Genomic DNA, 16,826 nt, shown 5'->3' on the forward strand with positions numbered 1-16,826 from the left:
CATGGATACAAAACGACTGGATTTTTGGTGCTGTCCTAAGTCGGCTTGAGTTGTCCTAATCTGGGTTCCGCCGCACGGACGATCTTATCTAATGATGCCTGGAGATCGGAAAGTAACTCGGCACTGGCTTTCTTCTTTCCACTTTCGCAATCGTATGCGAACTCCAACAGTTTGATAAAGGCTTCGTCGAGCGCGCTCCGCAGATCCCCGGTCGCATCGAACGCCAAGTCCTCGACTTCGGCGCGGGATATGATGCCACCGTCTAGGTTCTGTGGACTCTAGGGATTCCCTTGAGGCGGGGATTGTGATTCAAGACTGCTTTTGGGGAGGCGGTCTTGGGTGTGATGGATCGGTTGGTGCTGAGCGATGGCGCGTGGGAGCGGATGGCGCCGCTTATCATTGGTCGCCCTGACCAGAAGGGTTCGACCGGACGCGATAACCGGATGTTCGTTGAAGGGGTACTCTGGATTGTGCGCACGGGTTCGCCGTGGCGCGATCTTCCAGTCGTATTTGGCGAATGGAACAGCGTCTTTCGGCGCTTCAGCCGATGGAGCCGCAAGGGCGTCTGGTGGCGTATCTTCGCGGCGATGTCCGATGATCCGGACTTCGAGTACCTGATCGTCGATTCCACCATCGTGCGCGCCCATCAGCATGCGGCTGGGGCTAAAAAAGGGGGTCTGAAGATCAGGCGATCGGTCGCTCGCGCGGCGGCCTGAGTACCAAAATCCATATGGCTGTCCGTGGCCTGGGGTGTCCCGTGCGGTTCACGCTCACGGCCGGCCAGAAAGGCGATGCGCCGCAAGCCGCCGCCTTGATCGAAGGCCTGCCCGCCGAGATCGTCATGGCCGATACCGCCTATGACGCCGATTCCTTTCGGCAGGTCATTGCTCAAAAGGGCGCACTCGCTGTAATCCCGAACAATCCTTCGCGCGCCCAAAAGCATCCGCTGGACAAACACCTCTATGCCCAGCGCCATCTGGTGGAATGCTGCTTCAGCAAGCTCAAGCAGTTTCGCCGCGTTGCAACTCGCTTCGAAAAAACCGCGCGCAATTACCGGGCTGTCGTTACCCTCGCCGCGATCGTCCTCTGGCTACGGTAACTGTCCACAGAACCTAGCGCTTCTTCTTGCCGCGCTTCGGACCCTTGCCGCTCTTCTTGCGTGGGCCCTTGCCGGCGCCGCGGGGCGGGCCCTTGTGTTTCGGGCCGCCGGGTTTGCGCGGGGGCGGCGCGAAGCCGCCGGGCTTGCGGCCGTCCGAACGGCCGCCGGGACCGCCGTCGGCGCGGCGCGGCGGGGCTGGCTCGGCGGCTGCGTCCTCGCCTTCGATGATATGGAGCAGAAGCCCGCCGGTGGCGGCATCGGCCTGCATCAGGCGCAGATGGACCGGCTCGCCCAGCCGGTATTCACGGCCCCAGCGCCGGCCGATCAGCGCATGGGCGCGTTCGTCATGATCGTACCAGTCGTCGGGCAGGCTGCCCATCGGCACCAGCCCGCTGGCCCCGGTGTCTTCCAGGGTCACGAACAGGCCGAAGCGGGTGACGCCATTGATCCGGCCCTTGAAGACCTGGCCCTCGCGGTTGGCGAGGAAGGCCGCGGCATAGCGGTCCATCGCGTCGCGTTCGGCCGCGGCCGCGCGGCGCTCGGTCGAGGAGATATGCTGGCCGAGGCTCTCGAAATTCGCCTCGGCGTCCTTCGGCAGGCCATCATCCCCGAAATGATGCGCGTCGATCAGCGCGCGATGCACGAGCAGGTCCGAATAGCGCCGGATCGGCGAGGTGAAATGCGCATAGCGCGAGAGGGCCAGGCCGAAATGGCCCAGGTTATGCGGGCTGTAATTGGCCTGCGCCTGGGTGCGCAGCACCAGGTCGTGGATCATGGCGGCATAGGTGGTGCCGCGCACCTTGACCAGCAGCTCGGTGAACATCTTCGGGCGCAGCACCTGGCCCTTGGCGAGGGTGAGGCCGAGGCCCTTGAGGCTCTCGCGCAGGGCGTCGACCTTGGCGGCGTCCGGTTGATCATGGACGCGATACATCACCGGCTGGTGCTTGAGCTCGAGCGTCTCGGCCGCGGCGACATTGGCCGCGATCATGAACTCCTCGATCAGCTTGTGGCTGTCCAGCCGCTCGCGCGGCGCGATCTTGAGGATTTGGCCTTGCTCGTCGAGCACCACGCGGCGCTCGGGGATGTCGAGCTCGAGCGTGCCGCGCCGCTCGCGTTCGGCCAGCAGCGCCTGGAACGCGCCATAGAGCGGCTTGATGACGGGCTCGAGCAGCGGCGCCGTCAGCTCGTCGGGCCGGCCGTCGATCGCCGCCTGCATCCGGTTATAGGTGAGGCGTGCCGCCGACCGCATCAGCCCGCGATAGAAGCGGTGTGAGAGCTTCTCGCCCTGCAGGTTGAAGACCATGCGCACCGCGAGGCAGCCGCGATCCTCGTTGGGCTTGAGCGAGCACCAGCCGTTCGAGAGCTCCTCGGGCAGCATCGGCACGACGCGGTCGGGGAAATAGACCGAATTGCCGCGGTCGCGCGCGGCACGATCGAGCGCCGAGCCCGGACGCACATAATGGGCGACGTCGGCGATCGCGACCACGACCTGCCAGCCGCCGGGATTCTTTGGATCGTCATCTGCGGTCGCCCAGACCGCATCGTCGAAATCGCGCGCATCCTCGCCGTCGATGGTGACGAGCGGCATGTCGCGCAGATCGGTGCGGGTTCCGAGCGTGACCGGACCGGCATTGCGGGCCTCGGTCAGCGCCTCCTCGGTGAAGCGGGTCGGGATCTCCTGCTCGGCGATGGCGATGAGGCTGATGGTCTTGGGCTCGCCGAAACGCCCCAGCCGTTCCGCGACGCGGCCCTGCAGCCGGCCCGCGCGATGCGTGTTCAGCACCTCGAGCGCCACCAGCTCGCCGGGTTCGGCGCCGTTGGTATGCGGCGGCATGATGCGATATTCCGCCTTCACGCGCCGGTCGGTGGGGCGCAGCTGGCCGCCGCCCTCGGGATGCTTCTCGAAGATGCCGATGATGCGCGAGGGCTGTCCCACCAGCTGGCGGATGATGCGCGCGCTGTAGCTGTCGGCGCCGGTGCGCGAGAGCCGCGCCAGGATGCGGTCGCCCGCGGCCATGGCGGACGCGCCGCGGCGCTCGGGCGCCACCTCGATGCGCGGCGGCGCGTCGTCGCTGGCCCAGCTCACCGGCCGCGCCAGCAGATCGCCGTCGGCATCCGGGCCGTCGATCACCAGCACCGCGACCTCGGGGAGACTGCCGGGCGGGGCCATGCGCCGCTTGCGGCCGCGATCGACCTCGTCGCTCTCGGCCAATTCCTTCAGCAGCGCCTTCAGCGGAATCTTGTCGGCACCTTTGAGATGGAAGGCGCGCGCGATCTCCCGCTTGCCGACCGGCGTCGGGCTCTGGCGGATGAAGTCGAGGATCTGTTCGCGCGTCGGGAGCGCCGGCGCCTTGCCGCGGGCCATGGCTATGGATTCCGCCCCGCGTCGCGGCGGGGCTCGAAGATCGGGAAGGGGGTCAGGGTTTGGTCTTGAATTCGATTTCGACGAAAGCGAATTCGTAAGCGTTGGCGTTGATCACGTTGTGCTCGACACCGAGCGCGCGATAGTAGGAGCCGCCCGCTTCGAGAGTCGCGAAGCGCTCTTCCTTGCCGTCCCACAGCTTGAGCTTGCCGGTGGTGAGCGGCACCACGACATAATCGTATTCGTGGCGATGCCAGGTGGTCTCCGCGCCCGGCGCGAACCGCCACTGGATCACCCGCACACGATCATTATCGACCTGCAAGGTCGGTTGAGCCTGGGGAGCTTCGGCCATGGTCGGCGGGTCCTTCATGCGGGAATTCGGGGAGGGCCAGCATAGCAGAGAGGGCGTCCGCACCATCATCCCCTCTCCCTTGAGGAGGAGGGAAGGGAGGGGGATGACGCCGCGCCGATCGAATCTTCCCTCTCCCTAGTCCTCTCCCGCAAGCGGGAGAGGGGACAAGAGAGTTCGGGCGCAGCCCATCCTATTCCCCGTCCGTATCCGGCGCGGCCGGCGCGGTCTTGGCTTTCGGTTTCGCCTTGGCCTTCGCCTTGGCTTTGGCGGGCGCCTTTGCCTTGGCGGGCGGTTTCGCGGTGGCGGAGGCGGCGGCCTTGATCTTGGGGGCCTTGGGTTCGGCCAGTGCGGCGTCGTCGTTCGCGGGCTTCGTTTTCGCCTTGGTCTTCGCGCCGCCGCGCTTCACGCCCTTGGCCTGGGCGCGCGCCTCGATCAACGCCACGGCCTGCTCGACCGTGAGCTGCTCGGGCTCGATATTGTTGGGCAGGGTCGCGTTGATCTTGCCATGCTTGACGTACTGGCCGTAGCGGCCGGCATGGAGCGTGATCGGCTGACCATCGGGATGCTCGCCGATCTTCTTGCCCGGCGCGCCGCCACGCCCGCCGCGACCCGTGGAGGGTTCGGCCAGCAGCGCCACGGCCCGGTTCATGCCGATGGTGAGGACGTCGTCATCCTTGGCCAGCGATTTGAAGCGGTCGCCATGCTTGATGTAAGGCCCGAAGCGGCCGATGCCGGCGATGATGGGCAGTTGATCCTCGGGATGAGTGCCCAGGTGACGCGGCAATGACAGCAGCGACAGCGCCTTGTCGAGTGTGACGTCGGCGGGCGAAAGACCGCGCGGCAGCGACACGCGCTTGGGCTTGGGCGGCTCGGGTGTTTCGGGCGCGGCCTCGGCGGGCGCGGCACCATTCGCCTTGCCCGTCTCCTCCTTGCCCTTCGCCTTCTTCTTTTTCTTCTTGGGCTTCGGCGCGCCCGGCACGGCTTCGCCCAGCTGGATATAGGTGCCGTAAGGCCCTTTGCGCAGGCTCACCGGCAGGTCGGTGGTGGGATCCTGGCCCAGCAGCTTCGGCCCCATATCGATCTCGGAACCATCCTCGCCATTGCTGACGCCGAGCCGGCGCGTATAGCGGCAATCGGGATAGTTCGAGCAGCCGATGAAGGCGCCGAACTTGCCGAGCTTGAGCGAGAGACGGCCGGCCTGACAGCCCGGGCAAACGCGCGGGTCGGTGCCGTCGGCGCGCTCGGGGAAGAAATGCGGACCCAGCTCCTTGTCGAGCTCGTCGATCACCTGCGTGATCGAGAGATCCTTGGTGCCGGCGATGGCAGCCGAGAAGTCGCGCCAGAAATCGCGCAGCACCGTCTTCCAGTCGATCCGCCCGCCCGAGATCTCGTCGAGCTGGTTCTCCAGATCGGCCGTGAAATTGTATTCGACATAGCGATTGAAGAAGCTCTCGAGGAACGCTGTCACCACACGGCCGCGGTCCTCGGGCACGAAGCGCTTCTTGTCGATCTTCACATAATCGCGGTCCTGCAGGACCTGGATGATCGAGGCATAGGTCGAGGGCCGGCCGATGCCGAGCTCCTCCAGCCGCTTCACCAGGCTCGCCTCGGAATAGCGCGGCGGGGGCTGGGTAAAATGTTGCTCCGGCGAGACCTCGGCGGGCGTGACGCCCTCGCGCTCGGTCAGGTTGGGCAGGCGGCCGCCATTTTCCTCGTCGTCGGACGGATCGTCTCGATCTTCCTGATAGACGGCGAGAAAGCCGTCAAAGGTCACGACCGAGCCGGTCGCGCGCATGACCGCCTTGGCATCCTTGGAGACGATATCGACACCGACCTGATCGAGCTCGGCGCTCGCCATCTGGCTGGCGACGGTGCGCTTCCAGATCAGGTCATAGAGCTTGGCTTCATCGCCTTCGAGATAGCGCGCGACGTCCGCCGGCTTGCGGGTGATGTCGCTGGGGCGGATGGCCTCGTGGGCTTCCTGCGCGTTCTTCGCGGTCGATTTGTACTGGCGCGGCTCGGCGGGGACATAGCGGGCGCCATGCTCGGCCGCGACCAGCTTGCGCGCGGCGGTGATGGCTTCCTGCGACAGCTGCACGCCGTCGGTACGCATATAGGTGATGAGACCGACGGTCTCGCCGCCGAGCTCGACACCTTCATAGAGCCGCTGCGCGACGCGCATGGTGCGGCTGGCACCGAGGCCCAGCTTGCGCGAGGCCTCCTGCTGCAGAGTCGAGGTGGTGAAGGGCGGGAAGGGGTTGCGGCGGACGGTCTTGCGCTCGACCGAGCGCACGGTGAAGGGCTCGCCGCCGGTGACGATCGCGACCGCGCGCTTCGCATCCGCCTCGGTGGGGAGGTCGAACTTCTCGAGCTTCTTGCCGTCCAGCTCGGTCAGCCGGGCCGGGAAGACCTGGCCGGCGGCGGTGCGGAACTTGCCTTCGATGGTCCAGAATTCGCGCGGGACGAAAACTTCGATCTCGGCCTCGCGCTGGCAGATGAGGCGCAGCGCCACCGATTGCACACGGCCGGCCGAGCGGCTGCCGGGCAGCTTGCGCCACAGCACGGGCGAAAGGGTGAAGCCCACGAGATAATCGAGGGCGCGGCGCGCCAGATAGGCCTCGACCAGCTCCTTGTCGAGCGCACGCGGGTGGCGCATCGCGTCGAGCACGGCGGATTTGGTCACTTCGTTGAAGACGACGCGCTCGACCTCGATGCCGTTCAGCGCCTTGCGCCGCTTCAGCTCCTCGGTCAGATGCCAGGAAATGGCCTCGCCTTCGCGGTCCGGATCGGTCGCCAGGATCAGCTTGTCGGCGCCCTTGAGCGCGCTGGCGATCTCCTTGAGGCGCTGCTCGCCGCGGCCTTCGACCAGCCAGCTCATGGCGAAGTCCTCGTCCGGGCGCACGGAACCGTCCTTCGGCGGAAGGTCGCGCACATGGCCGAAACTGGCCAGCACGTGATAATCCTTGCCGAGATACTTATTGATAGTCTTCGCCTTGGCAGGCGATTCCACGACGACGACGCTGTTCATCGGCTCCGTCTGTTCCGTTTCAGCTCCGCAGATCCCGCCCGCAAATCCAGTGAGTTAACGCCTCGCCCGTGACAGGACGGCGCGTCGGCGACAGCAGCGGGACTAATCCGGCAGGAGCGAAACGCGGTCGCCCGGATGGCGCTCCAACCGGCCGGCGAGCTCGAAATCGAGCAGCGCCGCCCGCAAGACGGGGGGTGACATTTGGCATCGCCGGACCAGTTCGTCAACCGATACCGGCGCAGAACCCAGCAATTCCGCGAGTTTGCGGGTGGGTTCGGCCGTTGCCGCCGCCTCGTCTCCAGCCGGCCGCAGGCCGCCTGAAGTGCCGAGACTGGCTCGATTTTCCTTAACGAGGTCTTGCGCCTCCTGGCGGGCTTCTGGGAATGCGGGCTGCGACCCATCGCCCGAGGGCAGATCGGGTCGGTCCGGGACCGGCGCAAGGGGCGACTCCGGATCCGGACTCGCCGATTGGGTCCGAATCGGGACAATCTGGGGTGGGGCGGGAGGAAGCCCGGAACCCTGGCGAGGGCCGGGGGCCGCGAGCCTCTTACATATAGAGTGTGGCTGCCAGGCGAGCTCCGGATCGAGACCCAGATGGAGCAGGGCGTCGGCAGCGGTCTCGACCAGTCCGGCGCCCTCGCGCAGCAGCTGGTTGGTGCCGCGGCAGCGCGGGTCGAGCGGCGAGCCGGGCACGGCCATGACCTCGCGGCCCTGCTCGAGCGCGAAGCGCGCCGTGGTGAGCGAGCCCGATTTGAGCGCGGCCTCGATCACCAGCACGCCGCGCGAGAGCCCCGAGACCAGCCGGTTGCGGCGGGGGAAATGGCGCGCCTGCGGCTCGGTGCCCAGCGGCATCTCCGAGACCAAGGCGCCGCCCTGGTCGAGGATGGCCTGGGCGAGGTCGTCATGCTCGGGCGGATAGACCTGGTCGAGCCCGCCGGCGAAGACCGCGACCGTGCCGGTGGCAAGCGCCCCCTGATGCGCCGCGGCATCAATGCCGCGCGCGAGGCCCGACACGACCACGAGACCCGCGGCCCCCAGATCGCGCGACAGCTCTTCGGCCAGCTTGCGGCCGCTGACGGAGGCATTGCGCGCGCCGACCACGCCGATCGACGGGCGCAGCAGCAGGGCGGCGGTGCCGCGCAATGCCAGCAGCGGCGGCGCATCCTCGATCGCCGCGAGCGGCTCGGGGTAGCCCGCCTCGCCCAAGGTCAGGAACTGCCCGCCGAAACGGGCGAGGGCGGCGATCTCGTCCTCGGCCTGCGCGCGCGAGGGCGGACGCAGGATCTCGGCGCCGCTCGCCCGCGCCAGCTCGGGCAAGGCGCGCAACGCCTCGGCCGCGCTGTGGAAGCGATCGAGCAGGCGCCTGAAGGTGATCGGCCCGATGCTGAAGGTCCGCGCCAGCCGCAGCCGGTCGGCACGTTCAGGATCGCTCAGGGCGGTTTTGCGGGCGGGCTGCATGGCGCCGAGTTTAAGGTTTCGGAGAATAACCGTCAATATATACAACTTTAAGATGTATAGGAACGTAAAGGAGCCTTGAGAGTCGGCCGTTGTCACCGGGACATCGCGATCCTAACGCATCGCTTGATCGCATCGCCGATCCGCCCGACCATTGTTTCCAGGACGCCAGCAAGGAGCAGCGCCGTGTATTTGCCTCCGGCCTTTCGCCAGGACGACATCACCGAGATTCATGCGACGATGCGCGCGGCGCGTCTCTGCAACTTCGTCACGGCCACGTCCGAGGGGCTGATGGCGACGCCGCTGCCGCCCATCATCGACGATAAGGAGGGCGAGCGGGGCGTGCTCTACGGCCATGTCGCCCGCGCCAATCCGCAATGGAAGACCGCGCCGATCGGCGAGGCCATGGCGCTGTTCACGGGGCCGGACGCCTACGTCACTCCCTCCTGGTATGCGACCAAGCGCGAAACCGGCAAGGTCGTGCCGACCTGGAACTACAGCGCCGTGCATGCCTATGGCCCGGTCGAATTCTTCGAGGATGCCGACCGGCTGCTCGCGATCGTGACGCGGCTGACGACCCTCCATGAGACGCCGCGCGCGCAGCCCTGGGCGGTCAGCGACGCGCCCGAAGACTTCATCAAGGCGCAGCTGCGCGGCATCGTCGGCTTTCGCATGCCGATTACCCGTCTCGAGGGCAAGCTCAAGATGAGTCAGAACCGCACCGCCGAAGACCGCGCCGGCGTCGCCGCCGGTCTCGCTTCGAGCGATCGTCCCTCGGATCGCGTCGTCGCGGGAATGATTCCCGAATAGGTTCAGCCGCGGGCGCTCCGCTTCGGTGATCCCATCCGGATCCTACTCCGTGCCTGCCCCGGCGCTCGGCGCAGCCGGGGCCGGCGCTGCGGACGTGTTCGTTTGAGGCGTCCCGTCTTGCGCGTTAAAGGACTGCTTGATCGCCAGATAGAGAACCGCCAGTACGCCACCGATGTCGCAGAGGGCTGTGAGCAGCACGATGATCCAGGTCAGCCACGGCAGCAGTGTCGGGTGAAGAAGGACGTAGATCATCGCGTAGATATTGACGCCGAGGAAGGCAAGCACGGCCGTGCCCATCACCACCATCAGCATCATCATCGATGAAAGCGAGACCCGGCTTCGGGAGGTCAGCGTGAACAGCTCATCCGAGGGATCGTTGTAGATAAGATGCCCGATCGTCCCATAAGGAAGGAACTTCAGGGTCAGGGCGGCCCGGGACGCCGCCTGCTTGCGCATCAGGTCGCCTTCGATATAGGCGGCAACGGCAACTTGGCGGATCCAAAGCTCGACGAAGGCATTGCACATGAGTGCGAAGCTGAGGCTGCTCATCAGCAAGACGAGTTCGCCATAGCCGACGACCGAGGCGAGATCGACATCGAAGATCTTGACCGGCAGCTTGAAGTCCTGGACGTAGAAGAAGAGCAAGCTGATGCAGATCAGGACGATGAAGGCATATTTCTTGGTGGTGCCTTCGCTCTTTTCCCGACCGGCGACCAGGCTCTCCAGATAGTCCTTGTTGAAGAGGATCTCGCTGGTGTCCTGGGCGACCAGCGAGCGCGTGACCGCGATCTGCTTGTCGATATAGGAAATGCGCAGAATTGCCATGGCCTGCTCCTCTGGGTCGCTCACATCGACAGCAGGGTACCGTTCCTAGTCGAAGCAAGGAAGCCGCGAACTGGCCGCTGCCAGGTGCCGGGTACGTCTTCTCCCTGATCATCAGCTCTTCACCCTTGAGCAGGCGGAGGATGTTCTTGCGATGACGCCACCAGACGAGCGCGCAGAGGAGGATGGCGAAGGCAGCTAGGGGCGGGCCGGCGAGGAGCCACGCATAGACCCGCGCCAAGAGGAAGGCGCGCGGCGGCAGCTCGGAAGCCGAACCGCGAACGCCCCGGCCGCCGTGTCAGCCTCGCTTGGCGGGCAGCGGGCTCGTCCAGCGTTCTTGCGCAACGGCGTCGGTCCATGCAGAGCCTGGTGGGAGCAACATGAGCCAAGTCTCCGCGAGCTTGCCCGCTTCGATTCGGTAGAGTTGCATGCCGGCTCGAGTGCGCGTTTCGCCGCTCTTCCTGTCGGTCCAATTGAGCGTAAAGCGGAACCACGCACGGTCGCCCTCGAAGGCGTGATCGTACACCACGAAATGTGTGTTGGGTCGCTCCTCCCGGGTTGCGGCGATCTCCGCCGCGTAGGCCTCTCCCGTTACCGTCCGATCGCCTTTTTCGTCATGCCTGATGTAGTTCCTCCCCACGCAACTGGTGATCAGGTCGTATTGACCGTCATGCCAAACTCGCTCCCATCGGTCGAATAGATCGCGCATCACAGAGTCGTTCGACATCCATGAACTCCTTCGTGCTCGTGCTTCAGGGGACTGTATGGGAGCCCTCCTGACAACATGGTGTCAGGAGCGTTGGCACCGGCCGATCACGCGCGCGGAATCTGTCTGCTGCCCCGGTGCTGGAAACAAAGGCTGCCGAAGGTTAGCTTTTCTTCTTCCCGATCTTCGGCTCTTCGCCTTTGAGGAGCTGGCGGATGTTCTCGCGATGGCGCCACCAGACGAGCGCGCCGAGAAGGAGGACGAAGATCGCGAGACGGGGCCCGGCCATGAGCCACGCATAGAGTGGCGCGAGGAGGAAGGCCAGGAGCGCCGAGAGAGACGAGAAGCGGAAGATGAGCGCGACCGCGAGCCAGGTCACGCAGGCGAGCGCGCCGACGCGCCAGTCGAGCGCCAGCAGGATGCCGAGACCGGTGGCGACGCCCTTGCCGCCCTTGAAGCCGAGCCACACCGGATAGAGATGGCCGAGGATGGCGCCGGCGCCGGCGGCGAACATCAGCGCAGGGCCGCCGGCATCGCCGCCCCAATATTGCGCGATCAGCACCGCGGCCGCGCCCTTGCCGGCATCGAGCAGCAGCGTCGCCAGCGCCAGCAGCTTGTTGCCGGTGCGCAAGACATTGGTGGCGCCGATATTCCCGGAACCGATCTTGCGGATATCGCCGAGGCCGGCGGCGCGCGTCAGCAGCAGGCCGAACGGGATCGAGCCCAGCAGATAACCCAGCACCAGCGCAACAAGATGAAGCCAGGAAAGATCGAAGCCAGAACCCGGATCGGTCATCATGCGTACGCCTCGAAGACGGTACGGCCGTCGACCATGGTGCGCAGCACGCGGCCTTTGACGGCGCGCCCGTCGAAGGGCGAGTTCTTCGATTTGCTGCGGAAGTGATCGACCTCGATCTTGCCCTTGGCCTCCGGATCGAACAGCAGCAGGTCGGCGGGGGCGCCCTTGGCAAGGCGGCCCTGGGGCAGCCGCAGGATATCGGCCGGCGCCGTCGACAACCGGCGGATCAGCTCGATCAGGGTGAGCTTGCCCTGATGCACCAGCGCCAGGGAGAGCGGCAACAGTGTCTCGAGCCCGACGATGCCGAATTCGGCATGGGCGAAGGGCACGCGCTTGGATTCCGTGTCGTGGGGCGCATGATCGCTGGCAATGGCGTCGATGGTGCCGTCGGCAATGGCGGCGGTGATCGCGGCGCGATCGCTCTCGCTGCGCAAGGGGGGCGAGAGCTTCGCGAAGGTACGATAATCGCCGACCTCGGCCTCGGTCAGGGTGAAATAAGGCGGGGCCGTGTCGCAGGTGATCTTGAGACCGCGCGCCTTGGCGGCTCGGATCGCGGCGACCCCGTCGCTGGTGGAGAGATGGGCGACGTGATAGCGCGCCCCTGTCATCGCGACGAGATGGAGATCGCGCTCGATCATCATCACCTCGGCGGCGCGCGGGATGCCGGAGAGGCCGAGACGGGTGGCGAGCTCGCCGCCATTCATCACTCCGCCGGCCGCCAGATCCGGTTCCTCGGGATGCTGCAGGATCAGAAGGTCGAAGGTGCTGGCATAACTCATGGCACGGCGCAGCACGCGGGCGCTGGCGACGGCCTTGGTGCCGTCGGTGAAGCCCAAGGCGCCGTTCTCGGCCAGCAGGCCGAACTCCACGATATCCTTGCCCTCGGCGCCCCGCGTCACGCTGCCATAGCAATAGACTTTGGTGCCCTTGGTCTCGCGGGCGCGCCGCGCGATGAACTCGACGCCGGACACATGGTCGATCACGGGATCGGTATTGGGCAGGGTCACCATGCTGGTGATGCCCCCGGCCGCGGCCGCGTCGCTGGCGGTCGCGATGGTCTCCTTGTGCTCTTCCCCGGGCTCGCGCAGCTGGACCCGCATATCGACCAGGCCCGGTGCCAGGCAATGGCCGCCGCAATTGACCTCGATGGCATCGGCGGGCAGGCCGGACTGGCCGAGCGCCGGGCCCAGATCGGCGATCTCGCCGTCGATCACGAGAATGCCGCCGGGCCCGTCATAGCCCGAGGCAGGGTCGATCAACCGCGCATTGAGAAGCGCAGTCGGGCGGGGCGGCAGCTTGGAGCTGCGGGTCATCGCCTCAGCTCCCCAGATTGTCGCGCAAGTTTCGGGTCAGGAGATCGAGGCAGGCCATGCGCACGGCCACGCCCATCTCCACCTGCTCGCGAATGGCGCTGCGGCCGATATCGTCGGCCACCTCGCTGTCGATCTCGACGCCGCGGTTCATCGGGCCCGGATGCATGATGAGGGCATCGGGCTTGGCCGATCCGAGCTTGTCGTAGTCGAGGCCGAAGAAGCGGAAATATTCGCGGATCGAGGGCACGTAGGAACCCTGCATGCGCTCGGTCTGGAGGCGCAACATCATCACGATGTCGGCGCCGTCGAGGCCTTTGCGCATGTCGGTAAAGGCCTTGACCCCCAACTTCTCGATGGCGCCCGGAAGCAGGGTCGGGGGGGCGATCACCCGCACGGTGGCACCCATCGTCGTCAGAAGGTGGATGTTGGAGCGCGCCACGCGGCTATGAAGGATGTCGCCGCAGATGGCGACGATCAGGCCTTCGAGCCGGCCCCGGCGTCCGCGAATGGTCAGCGCGTCGAGCAGCGCCTGGGTGGGATGCTCATGGCTGCCGTCGCCGGCATTGATGACGGCGCAATCCACCTTCTGCGACAGGAGATTGACGGCGCCCGAGTCCGGATGGCGCACCACCAGCACGTCGGGATGCATGGCGTTGAGGGTGATGGCGGTGTCGAGCAGGGTCTCGCCCTTTTTGATCGAGCTCGCCTGCACCTGCATATTGATGACATCGCCGCCCAGCCGCTTCGCCGCCAGCTCGAAGCTGGTGCGGGTGCGGGTCGAGTTCTCGAAGAACAGGTTCATGACCGTGCGGCCGAGGAGGAGCGAGCCCTTTTCCTTCTGGCGCATGCGGTCGATATAGGATTCGGAAAGGTCCAGCAGTCCCGAGATTTCGTCTCGGGTGAGGCCGTCGATGCCGAGCAAATGGCGGTGCCGGAAGCTGAGCGGGGCCGGCCTTTCGGTGCTGCGGGTCATCGAGGCCGGACTATAAGCGGGGCGCCCGGCGCGGGGCAAGCGGACAAGCGCGACTCCAAGGGTTTTCTGCGCTTCCGCCGGGCGACTCCGGCACGGGTCCTCATGTCTGCGCGGGCGCCGGCCGTTTGCGCAGGCTCCGGAGCCAGGACACGACCGGAATCGGCAAATAGAGCAGCAGCAGCGCCACCGCGGTCCAGATCAGGCCGGGGGAACCCAGATGGTCCATGGCGGCGCCGGCGAGGACGGGACCGGTCAGGGTGCCGAGGCCCCACATCAGGGTAAAGACGGCGCTCGCCGTGGCGAGGTCCGAGCCGGTGAAGCGCTCGCCCAGCATGATGACGCCGAAGCTGTAGAGCATGGCGAAGATGCCGCCACAGAAGAAGAACAGGGCCAGCCCGAGATACTCGGCGCCGATGGCGAAAGGGACGAGGAGGAAGCCGCCGATGCTGACCAGCACGCAGAGCAGGAACAGCAGGCGCCGGTTCATATGATCGGCAAGCCAGCCCAGCGGATATTGCAGCGCGATCCCGCCGAGGCTCATGACGGTCATGATCATGAAGGCGCGCTGCTCGCTGGTGCCGTGATCGACGGCATAGATGGCGAAGAAAGTGTGGAACGCCTCGCCCACGGCGGCGAACAGCAGGTTCAGGAGATAAGGCATCGGCGCCAGCAGCAGGAACCGCAGGAAATGCACGCTGGGCCTGCCCTCGAGGCGGGGCACCGCGTGGCCGGCCAGCAGGGTGATCACGCAGCCCACGAGCGAGAAGGCTGCCGCGACGATGAAGGGAGGGAACCCGCTGGAGCCGGTGATCAGCAGCAGCAGCGGTCCGAGCGCCATGCCGGCCGAGGAGGCCGTCGCATAGATCGCGATGATCCGGCCGCGCTTCTCGTCGGGCGCCATGGTGTTGATCCAGGCCTCGCTGGCGACCCAGATGACCGAGCCGCAGGAGCCGAGGATGAAGCGCAGCGGAAACCAGGTCCAGTAATTGGGAAAGGTCGGGAGCAGCCCATAAATCACGGCCGACAGCAGCATGGCGCCAAGGAGCAGGCGACGCGGACCCAGCGCCAGCATCAGGCGGCTGCTGATCGGGGCGGAGACGATCACGGCCATGGCCGATGCCGCGGTGCTGAGGCCGATCAGGCCTTTTTCGACCCCTTGCCGTTCGAGGATCAGCGCCAGCAACGGAAAGGTGATGCCGTAATTGAGCGTCGCCAGGGTCACGGACGCGATCACGCAAGTGAGGCTGCGCGCCCGGGCGCCGCTGCTGGCCGCCGCGGCAATGCTCATCAGATGGCGCCGTCGGTCTTGAAGCGGCCGATCTCGGCGTCACCGACGCCAAGCAGCTCCTTCAGCACCTCTTCCGTATGCTGCCCGGCATAGGGCGGAGCCATGCGATATTCGACCGGGGTCTCGGAATATTTGATCGGATTGCCGATGAGATCGACCTGGCCCGAGCCGGCGAGCGGGTGGGGCATCGTGATCTTCATGCCGCGATGCTGGATCTGCGGATCCTCGAACACCTGTTTCACATTATTGACCGGGCTGGCCGGCACGCCGAGCTTGGCGAGGCCCTCGTTCCATTCGGCCTGGGTCTTGCTCCGGGTGACGGGCGGCAGCAGTTCGTCATAGAGCACCCGGCGGTTATGGACGCGGGCTTCGTTGGTGACGAAGCGCGAATCGGTCGCGAGCTCCGGGCAGCCGGCGAAGGCGCAGAATTTCTGAAACTGCGCATCGTTGCCGACCGCGAGCAGGAAGTATCCGTCGGCGCATTCGAGCACATTGTAAGGAACGATGTTGGGATGCTCGTTGCCGACGCGCCCCGGCACTTTGCCGGAGGTGAGGTAGTTCAGGCCGATGTTCACCAACCAGGCGACCTGCGTGTCGAGCAGCGAGAGGTCGATATATTGCCCGCGGCCGGTGGCGTTGCGGTGATGCAGCGCCGCCAGGATCGAGGTGGTCGCATACATGCCGCACATGACGTCGGCGATGCCGACACCGACCTTCATCGGCGGGCGATCGGCTTCGCCGGTGACGCTCATGATGCCGCCCAGCCCCTGGGCCAGCAGGTCATAGCCCGCGCGCGGCGCATAGGGGCCGGTCTGGCCGAAACCGGTGATGGAGCAATAGATCAGTTTCGGGAACTGGTCCTTGAGGTCGGCATAGGCGAGGCCATAGCGCGCCATGTCCCCGGCCTTGAAATTCTCGACCATGATGTCGCAGGTCGCGATCAGCCGTTTGGCGAGCGCCTGGCCCGCGGGCTTCGCGACGTCGATCGTCACGGAGCGCTTGTTGCGGTTGCTCGAGAGATAATAGGCGCTCTCACCGGTATTGGCGCCGTCCCTGTCCTTGATATAGGGCGGACCCCATTTGCGGGTGTCGTCACCCTGGCCGGGCCGTTCGATCTTGATGATGTCGGCGCCGAGATCGCCCAGGAGCTGGGTGCAGGTGGGGCCGGCAAGAATGCGGCTCAGATCGAACACGCGGAGACCCGCGAGCGGTCCAGACATGACAGGGTCCGTGGCAGAGGTTGACGCGATAGGCCCGAATTGGAGGGCGCACTCTGGCGACGGCCGGGGGCCCGGTCAACTGGCGTGGGCGGACCCCGGGCCAAGCCCTTCAGGCAACGCGATTCAGCGCATCGAGCGCGCCCTGCAGGATGTAGGCCGCCGCCATCTTGTCCACCACCTCGGCCCGGCGCTTGCGGCTCATATCGGCCTCGTCCACCAGAAAGCGCTCCACCGCGGCGGTGGAGAAGCGTTCATCCCAGAGCAAGGTGGGGAGATCGCGCCGCGCCATCAGATTGGCGGCGAACTGCCGGACCGACTGGCAGCGCGGTCCCTCGCTGCCATCGAGCGCCACCGGCAGGCCGATCACGAATCCGATCACGCGGCGGCTGTCGATCAGGGCTTCGAGCCGCAGCACATCGTCGCTGAATTTGGTGCGGCGGATGGTTTCAACCGGCGAGGCCACGCTGCGGCCGGGATCGGAGATCGCGATGCCGATGGTCTTGGTGCCGACATCGAGACCCAAGAGCGCGCCTTTCGTCGGCAGGGTTTCGCGCAAGGCGGCGGGGGCGAGGAGGGGCATGGGCTCTTTCCTAAAGCGG

Annotated in this window: 14 protein-coding genes; 2 read left to right on the plus strand and 12 right to left on the minus strand. The window is 66.2% G+C overall.

Translation table 11 applies throughout. The annotated features are described in order from the left end of the window. Window positions 1–335 precede the first annotated feature (335 nt). Window positions 336–1,099 (plus strand): IS5 family transposase gene (locus tag ACREE8_RS12095; protein ID WP_431573253.1). Its coding sequence is split into 2 segments (ribosomal slippage): window positions 336–671 and window positions 674–1,099, totalling 762 coding nucleotides; the frame shifts between segments, so codons are not numbered across the junction. 13 nt (window positions 1,100–1,112) lie between these two features. Here ACREE8_RS12095 and rnr read toward each other — a convergent pair. From rnr to dprA, 4 genes are all read right to left on the minus strand, one after another. Beyond that, a complete protein-coding gene (rnr, locus tag ACREE8_RS12100; protein WP_431573254.1) occupies window positions 1,113–3,464 on the minus strand; it encodes a ribonuclease R in 2,352 nt (783 codons plus the stop codon). A 52-nt stretch (window positions 3,465–3,516) separates the two neighbouring features. Further along, window positions 3,517–3,813 carry a cupin domain-containing protein gene (locus ACREE8_RS12105; RefSeq protein WP_431573255.1) on the minus strand — a complete coding sequence of 99 codons (297 nt, stop codon included), beginning with the start codon at window positions 3,811–3,813 and terminating at the stop codon, window positions 3,517–3,519. A gap of 190 nt (window positions 3,814–4,003) precedes the next feature. Continuing rightward, entirely contained in the window at window positions 4,004–6,841 is a 2,838-nt protein-coding gene (gene topA, locus ACREE8_RS12110; RefSeq protein WP_431573256.1) for a type I DNA topoisomerase, read from the minus strand. Window positions 6,842–6,943: 102 nt separating this feature from the next. Further along, complete coding sequence (gene dprA / locus ACREE8_RS12115) at window positions 6,944–8,395, minus strand: DNA-processing protein DprA (RefSeq protein ID WP_431573257.1); 1,452 nt, start codon at window positions 8,393–8,395, stop codon at window positions 6,944–6,946. Window positions 8,396–8,482: 87 nt separating this feature from the next. Here dprA and ACREE8_RS12120 point away from each other — a divergent pair, with 87 nt between their 5' ends. Next, complete coding sequence (locus ACREE8_RS12120; RefSeq protein ID WP_431573258.1) at window positions 8,483–9,106, plus strand: FMN-binding negative transcriptional regulator; 624 nt, start codon at window positions 8,483–8,485, stop codon at window positions 9,104–9,106. 42 nt (window positions 9,107–9,148) lie between these two features. On the opposite strand, the gene ACREE8_RS12125 is transcribed toward ACREE8_RS12120, so the two are convergent. From ACREE8_RS12125 to ruvX, 8 genes are all read right to left on the minus strand, one after another. Next, a complete protein-coding gene (locus tag ACREE8_RS12125) occupies window positions 9,149–9,931 on the minus strand; it encodes a hypothetical protein (RefSeq protein WP_431573259.1) in 783 nt (260 codons plus the stop codon). A 295-nt stretch (window positions 9,932–10,226) separates the two neighbouring features. Then, complete coding sequence (locus ACREE8_RS12130) at window positions 10,227–10,655, minus strand: nuclear transport factor 2 family protein (protein WP_431573260.1); 429 nt, start codon at window positions 10,653–10,655, stop codon at window positions 10,227–10,229. 142 nt (window positions 10,656–10,797) lie between these two features. Further along, a complete protein-coding gene (gene plsY / locus ACREE8_RS12135; protein WP_431573306.1) occupies window positions 10,798–11,430 on the minus strand; it encodes a glycerol-3-phosphate 1-O-acyltransferase PlsY in 633 nt (210 codons plus the stop codon). Next, a complete protein-coding gene (locus tag ACREE8_RS12140; RefSeq protein WP_431573261.1) occupies window positions 11,430–12,746 on the minus strand; it encodes a dihydroorotase in 1,317 nt (438 codons plus the stop codon). The genes plsY and ACREE8_RS12140 overlap by 1 nt, the downstream gene beginning before the upstream one ends. A gap of 4 nt (window positions 12,747–12,750) precedes the next feature. Then, complete coding sequence (locus ACREE8_RS12145; protein WP_431573262.1) at window positions 12,751–13,719, minus strand: aspartate carbamoyltransferase catalytic subunit; 969 nt, start codon at window positions 13,717–13,719, stop codon at window positions 12,751–12,753. Between the two features lie 100 nt (window positions 13,720–13,819). Then, window positions 13,820–15,007: an MFS transporter gene (locus ACREE8_RS12150; RefSeq protein ID WP_431573263.1), complete on the minus strand. Its 1,188-nt coding sequence runs from the start codon at window positions 15,005–15,007 to the stop codon at window positions 13,820–13,822. Beyond that, entirely contained in the window at window positions 15,007–16,227 is a 1,221-nt protein-coding gene (locus tag ACREE8_RS12155; RefSeq protein WP_431573264.1) for a CaiB/BaiF CoA transferase family protein, read from the minus strand. The genes ACREE8_RS12150 and ACREE8_RS12155 overlap by 1 nt, the downstream gene beginning before the upstream one ends. Before the next feature lie 109 nt (window positions 16,228–16,336). Next, a complete protein-coding gene (ruvX, locus tag ACREE8_RS12160) occupies window positions 16,337–16,807 on the minus strand; it encodes a Holliday junction resolvase RuvX (protein ID WP_431573265.1) in 471 nt (156 codons plus the stop codon). Between the last annotated feature and the right edge of the window lie 19 nt (window positions 16,808–16,826).

This window comes from Hypericibacter sp. (assembly GCF_050729195.1).
Classification (GTDB): Bacteria; Pseudomonadota; Alphaproteobacteria; order Dongiales; family Dongiaceae; genus Hypericibacter.

Coding starts and splice junctions, on each gene's coding strand:
- rnr (WP_431573254.1), bottom strand. CDS start 3,464: ATGGCCCGCGGCAAGGCGCCGGCGCTCCCGACGCGCGAACAGATCCTC.
- ACREE8_RS12105 (WP_431573255.1), bottom strand. CDS start 3,813: ATGGCCGAAGCTCCCCAGGCTCAACCGACCTTGCAGGTCGATAATGAT.
- topA (WP_431573256.1), bottom strand. CDS start 6,841: ATGAACAGCGTCGTCGTCGTGGAATCGCCTGCCAAGGCGAAGACTATC.
- ACREE8_RS12125 (WP_431573259.1), bottom strand. CDS start 9,931: ATGGCAATTCTGCGCATTTCCTATATCGACAAGCAGATCGCGGTCACG.
- ACREE8_RS12130 (WP_431573260.1), bottom strand. CDS start 10,655: ATGTCGAACGACTCTGTGATGCGCGATCTATTCGACCGATGGGAGCGA.
- plsY (WP_431573306.1), bottom strand. CDS start 11,430: ATGACCGATCCGGGTTCTGGCTTCGATCTTTCCTGGCTTCATCTTGTT.
- ACREE8_RS12140 (WP_431573261.1), bottom strand. CDS start 12,746: ATGACCCGCAGCTCCAAGCTGCCGCCCCGCCCGACTGCGCTTCTCAAT.
- ACREE8_RS12145 (WP_431573262.1), bottom strand. CDS start 13,719: ATGACCCGCAGCACCGAAAGGCCGGCCCCGCTCAGCTTCCGGCACCGC.
- ACREE8_RS12150 (WP_431573263.1), bottom strand. CDS start 15,007: ATGAGCATTGCCGCGGCGGCCAGCAGCGGCGCCCGGGCGCGCAGCCTC.
- ACREE8_RS12155 (WP_431573264.1), bottom strand. CDS start 16,227: ATGTCTGGACCGCTCGCGGGTCTCCGCGTGTTCGATCTGAGCCGCATT.
- ruvX (WP_431573265.1), bottom strand. CDS start 16,807: ATGCCCCTCCTCGCCCCCGCCGCCTTGCGCGAAACCCTGCCGACGAAA.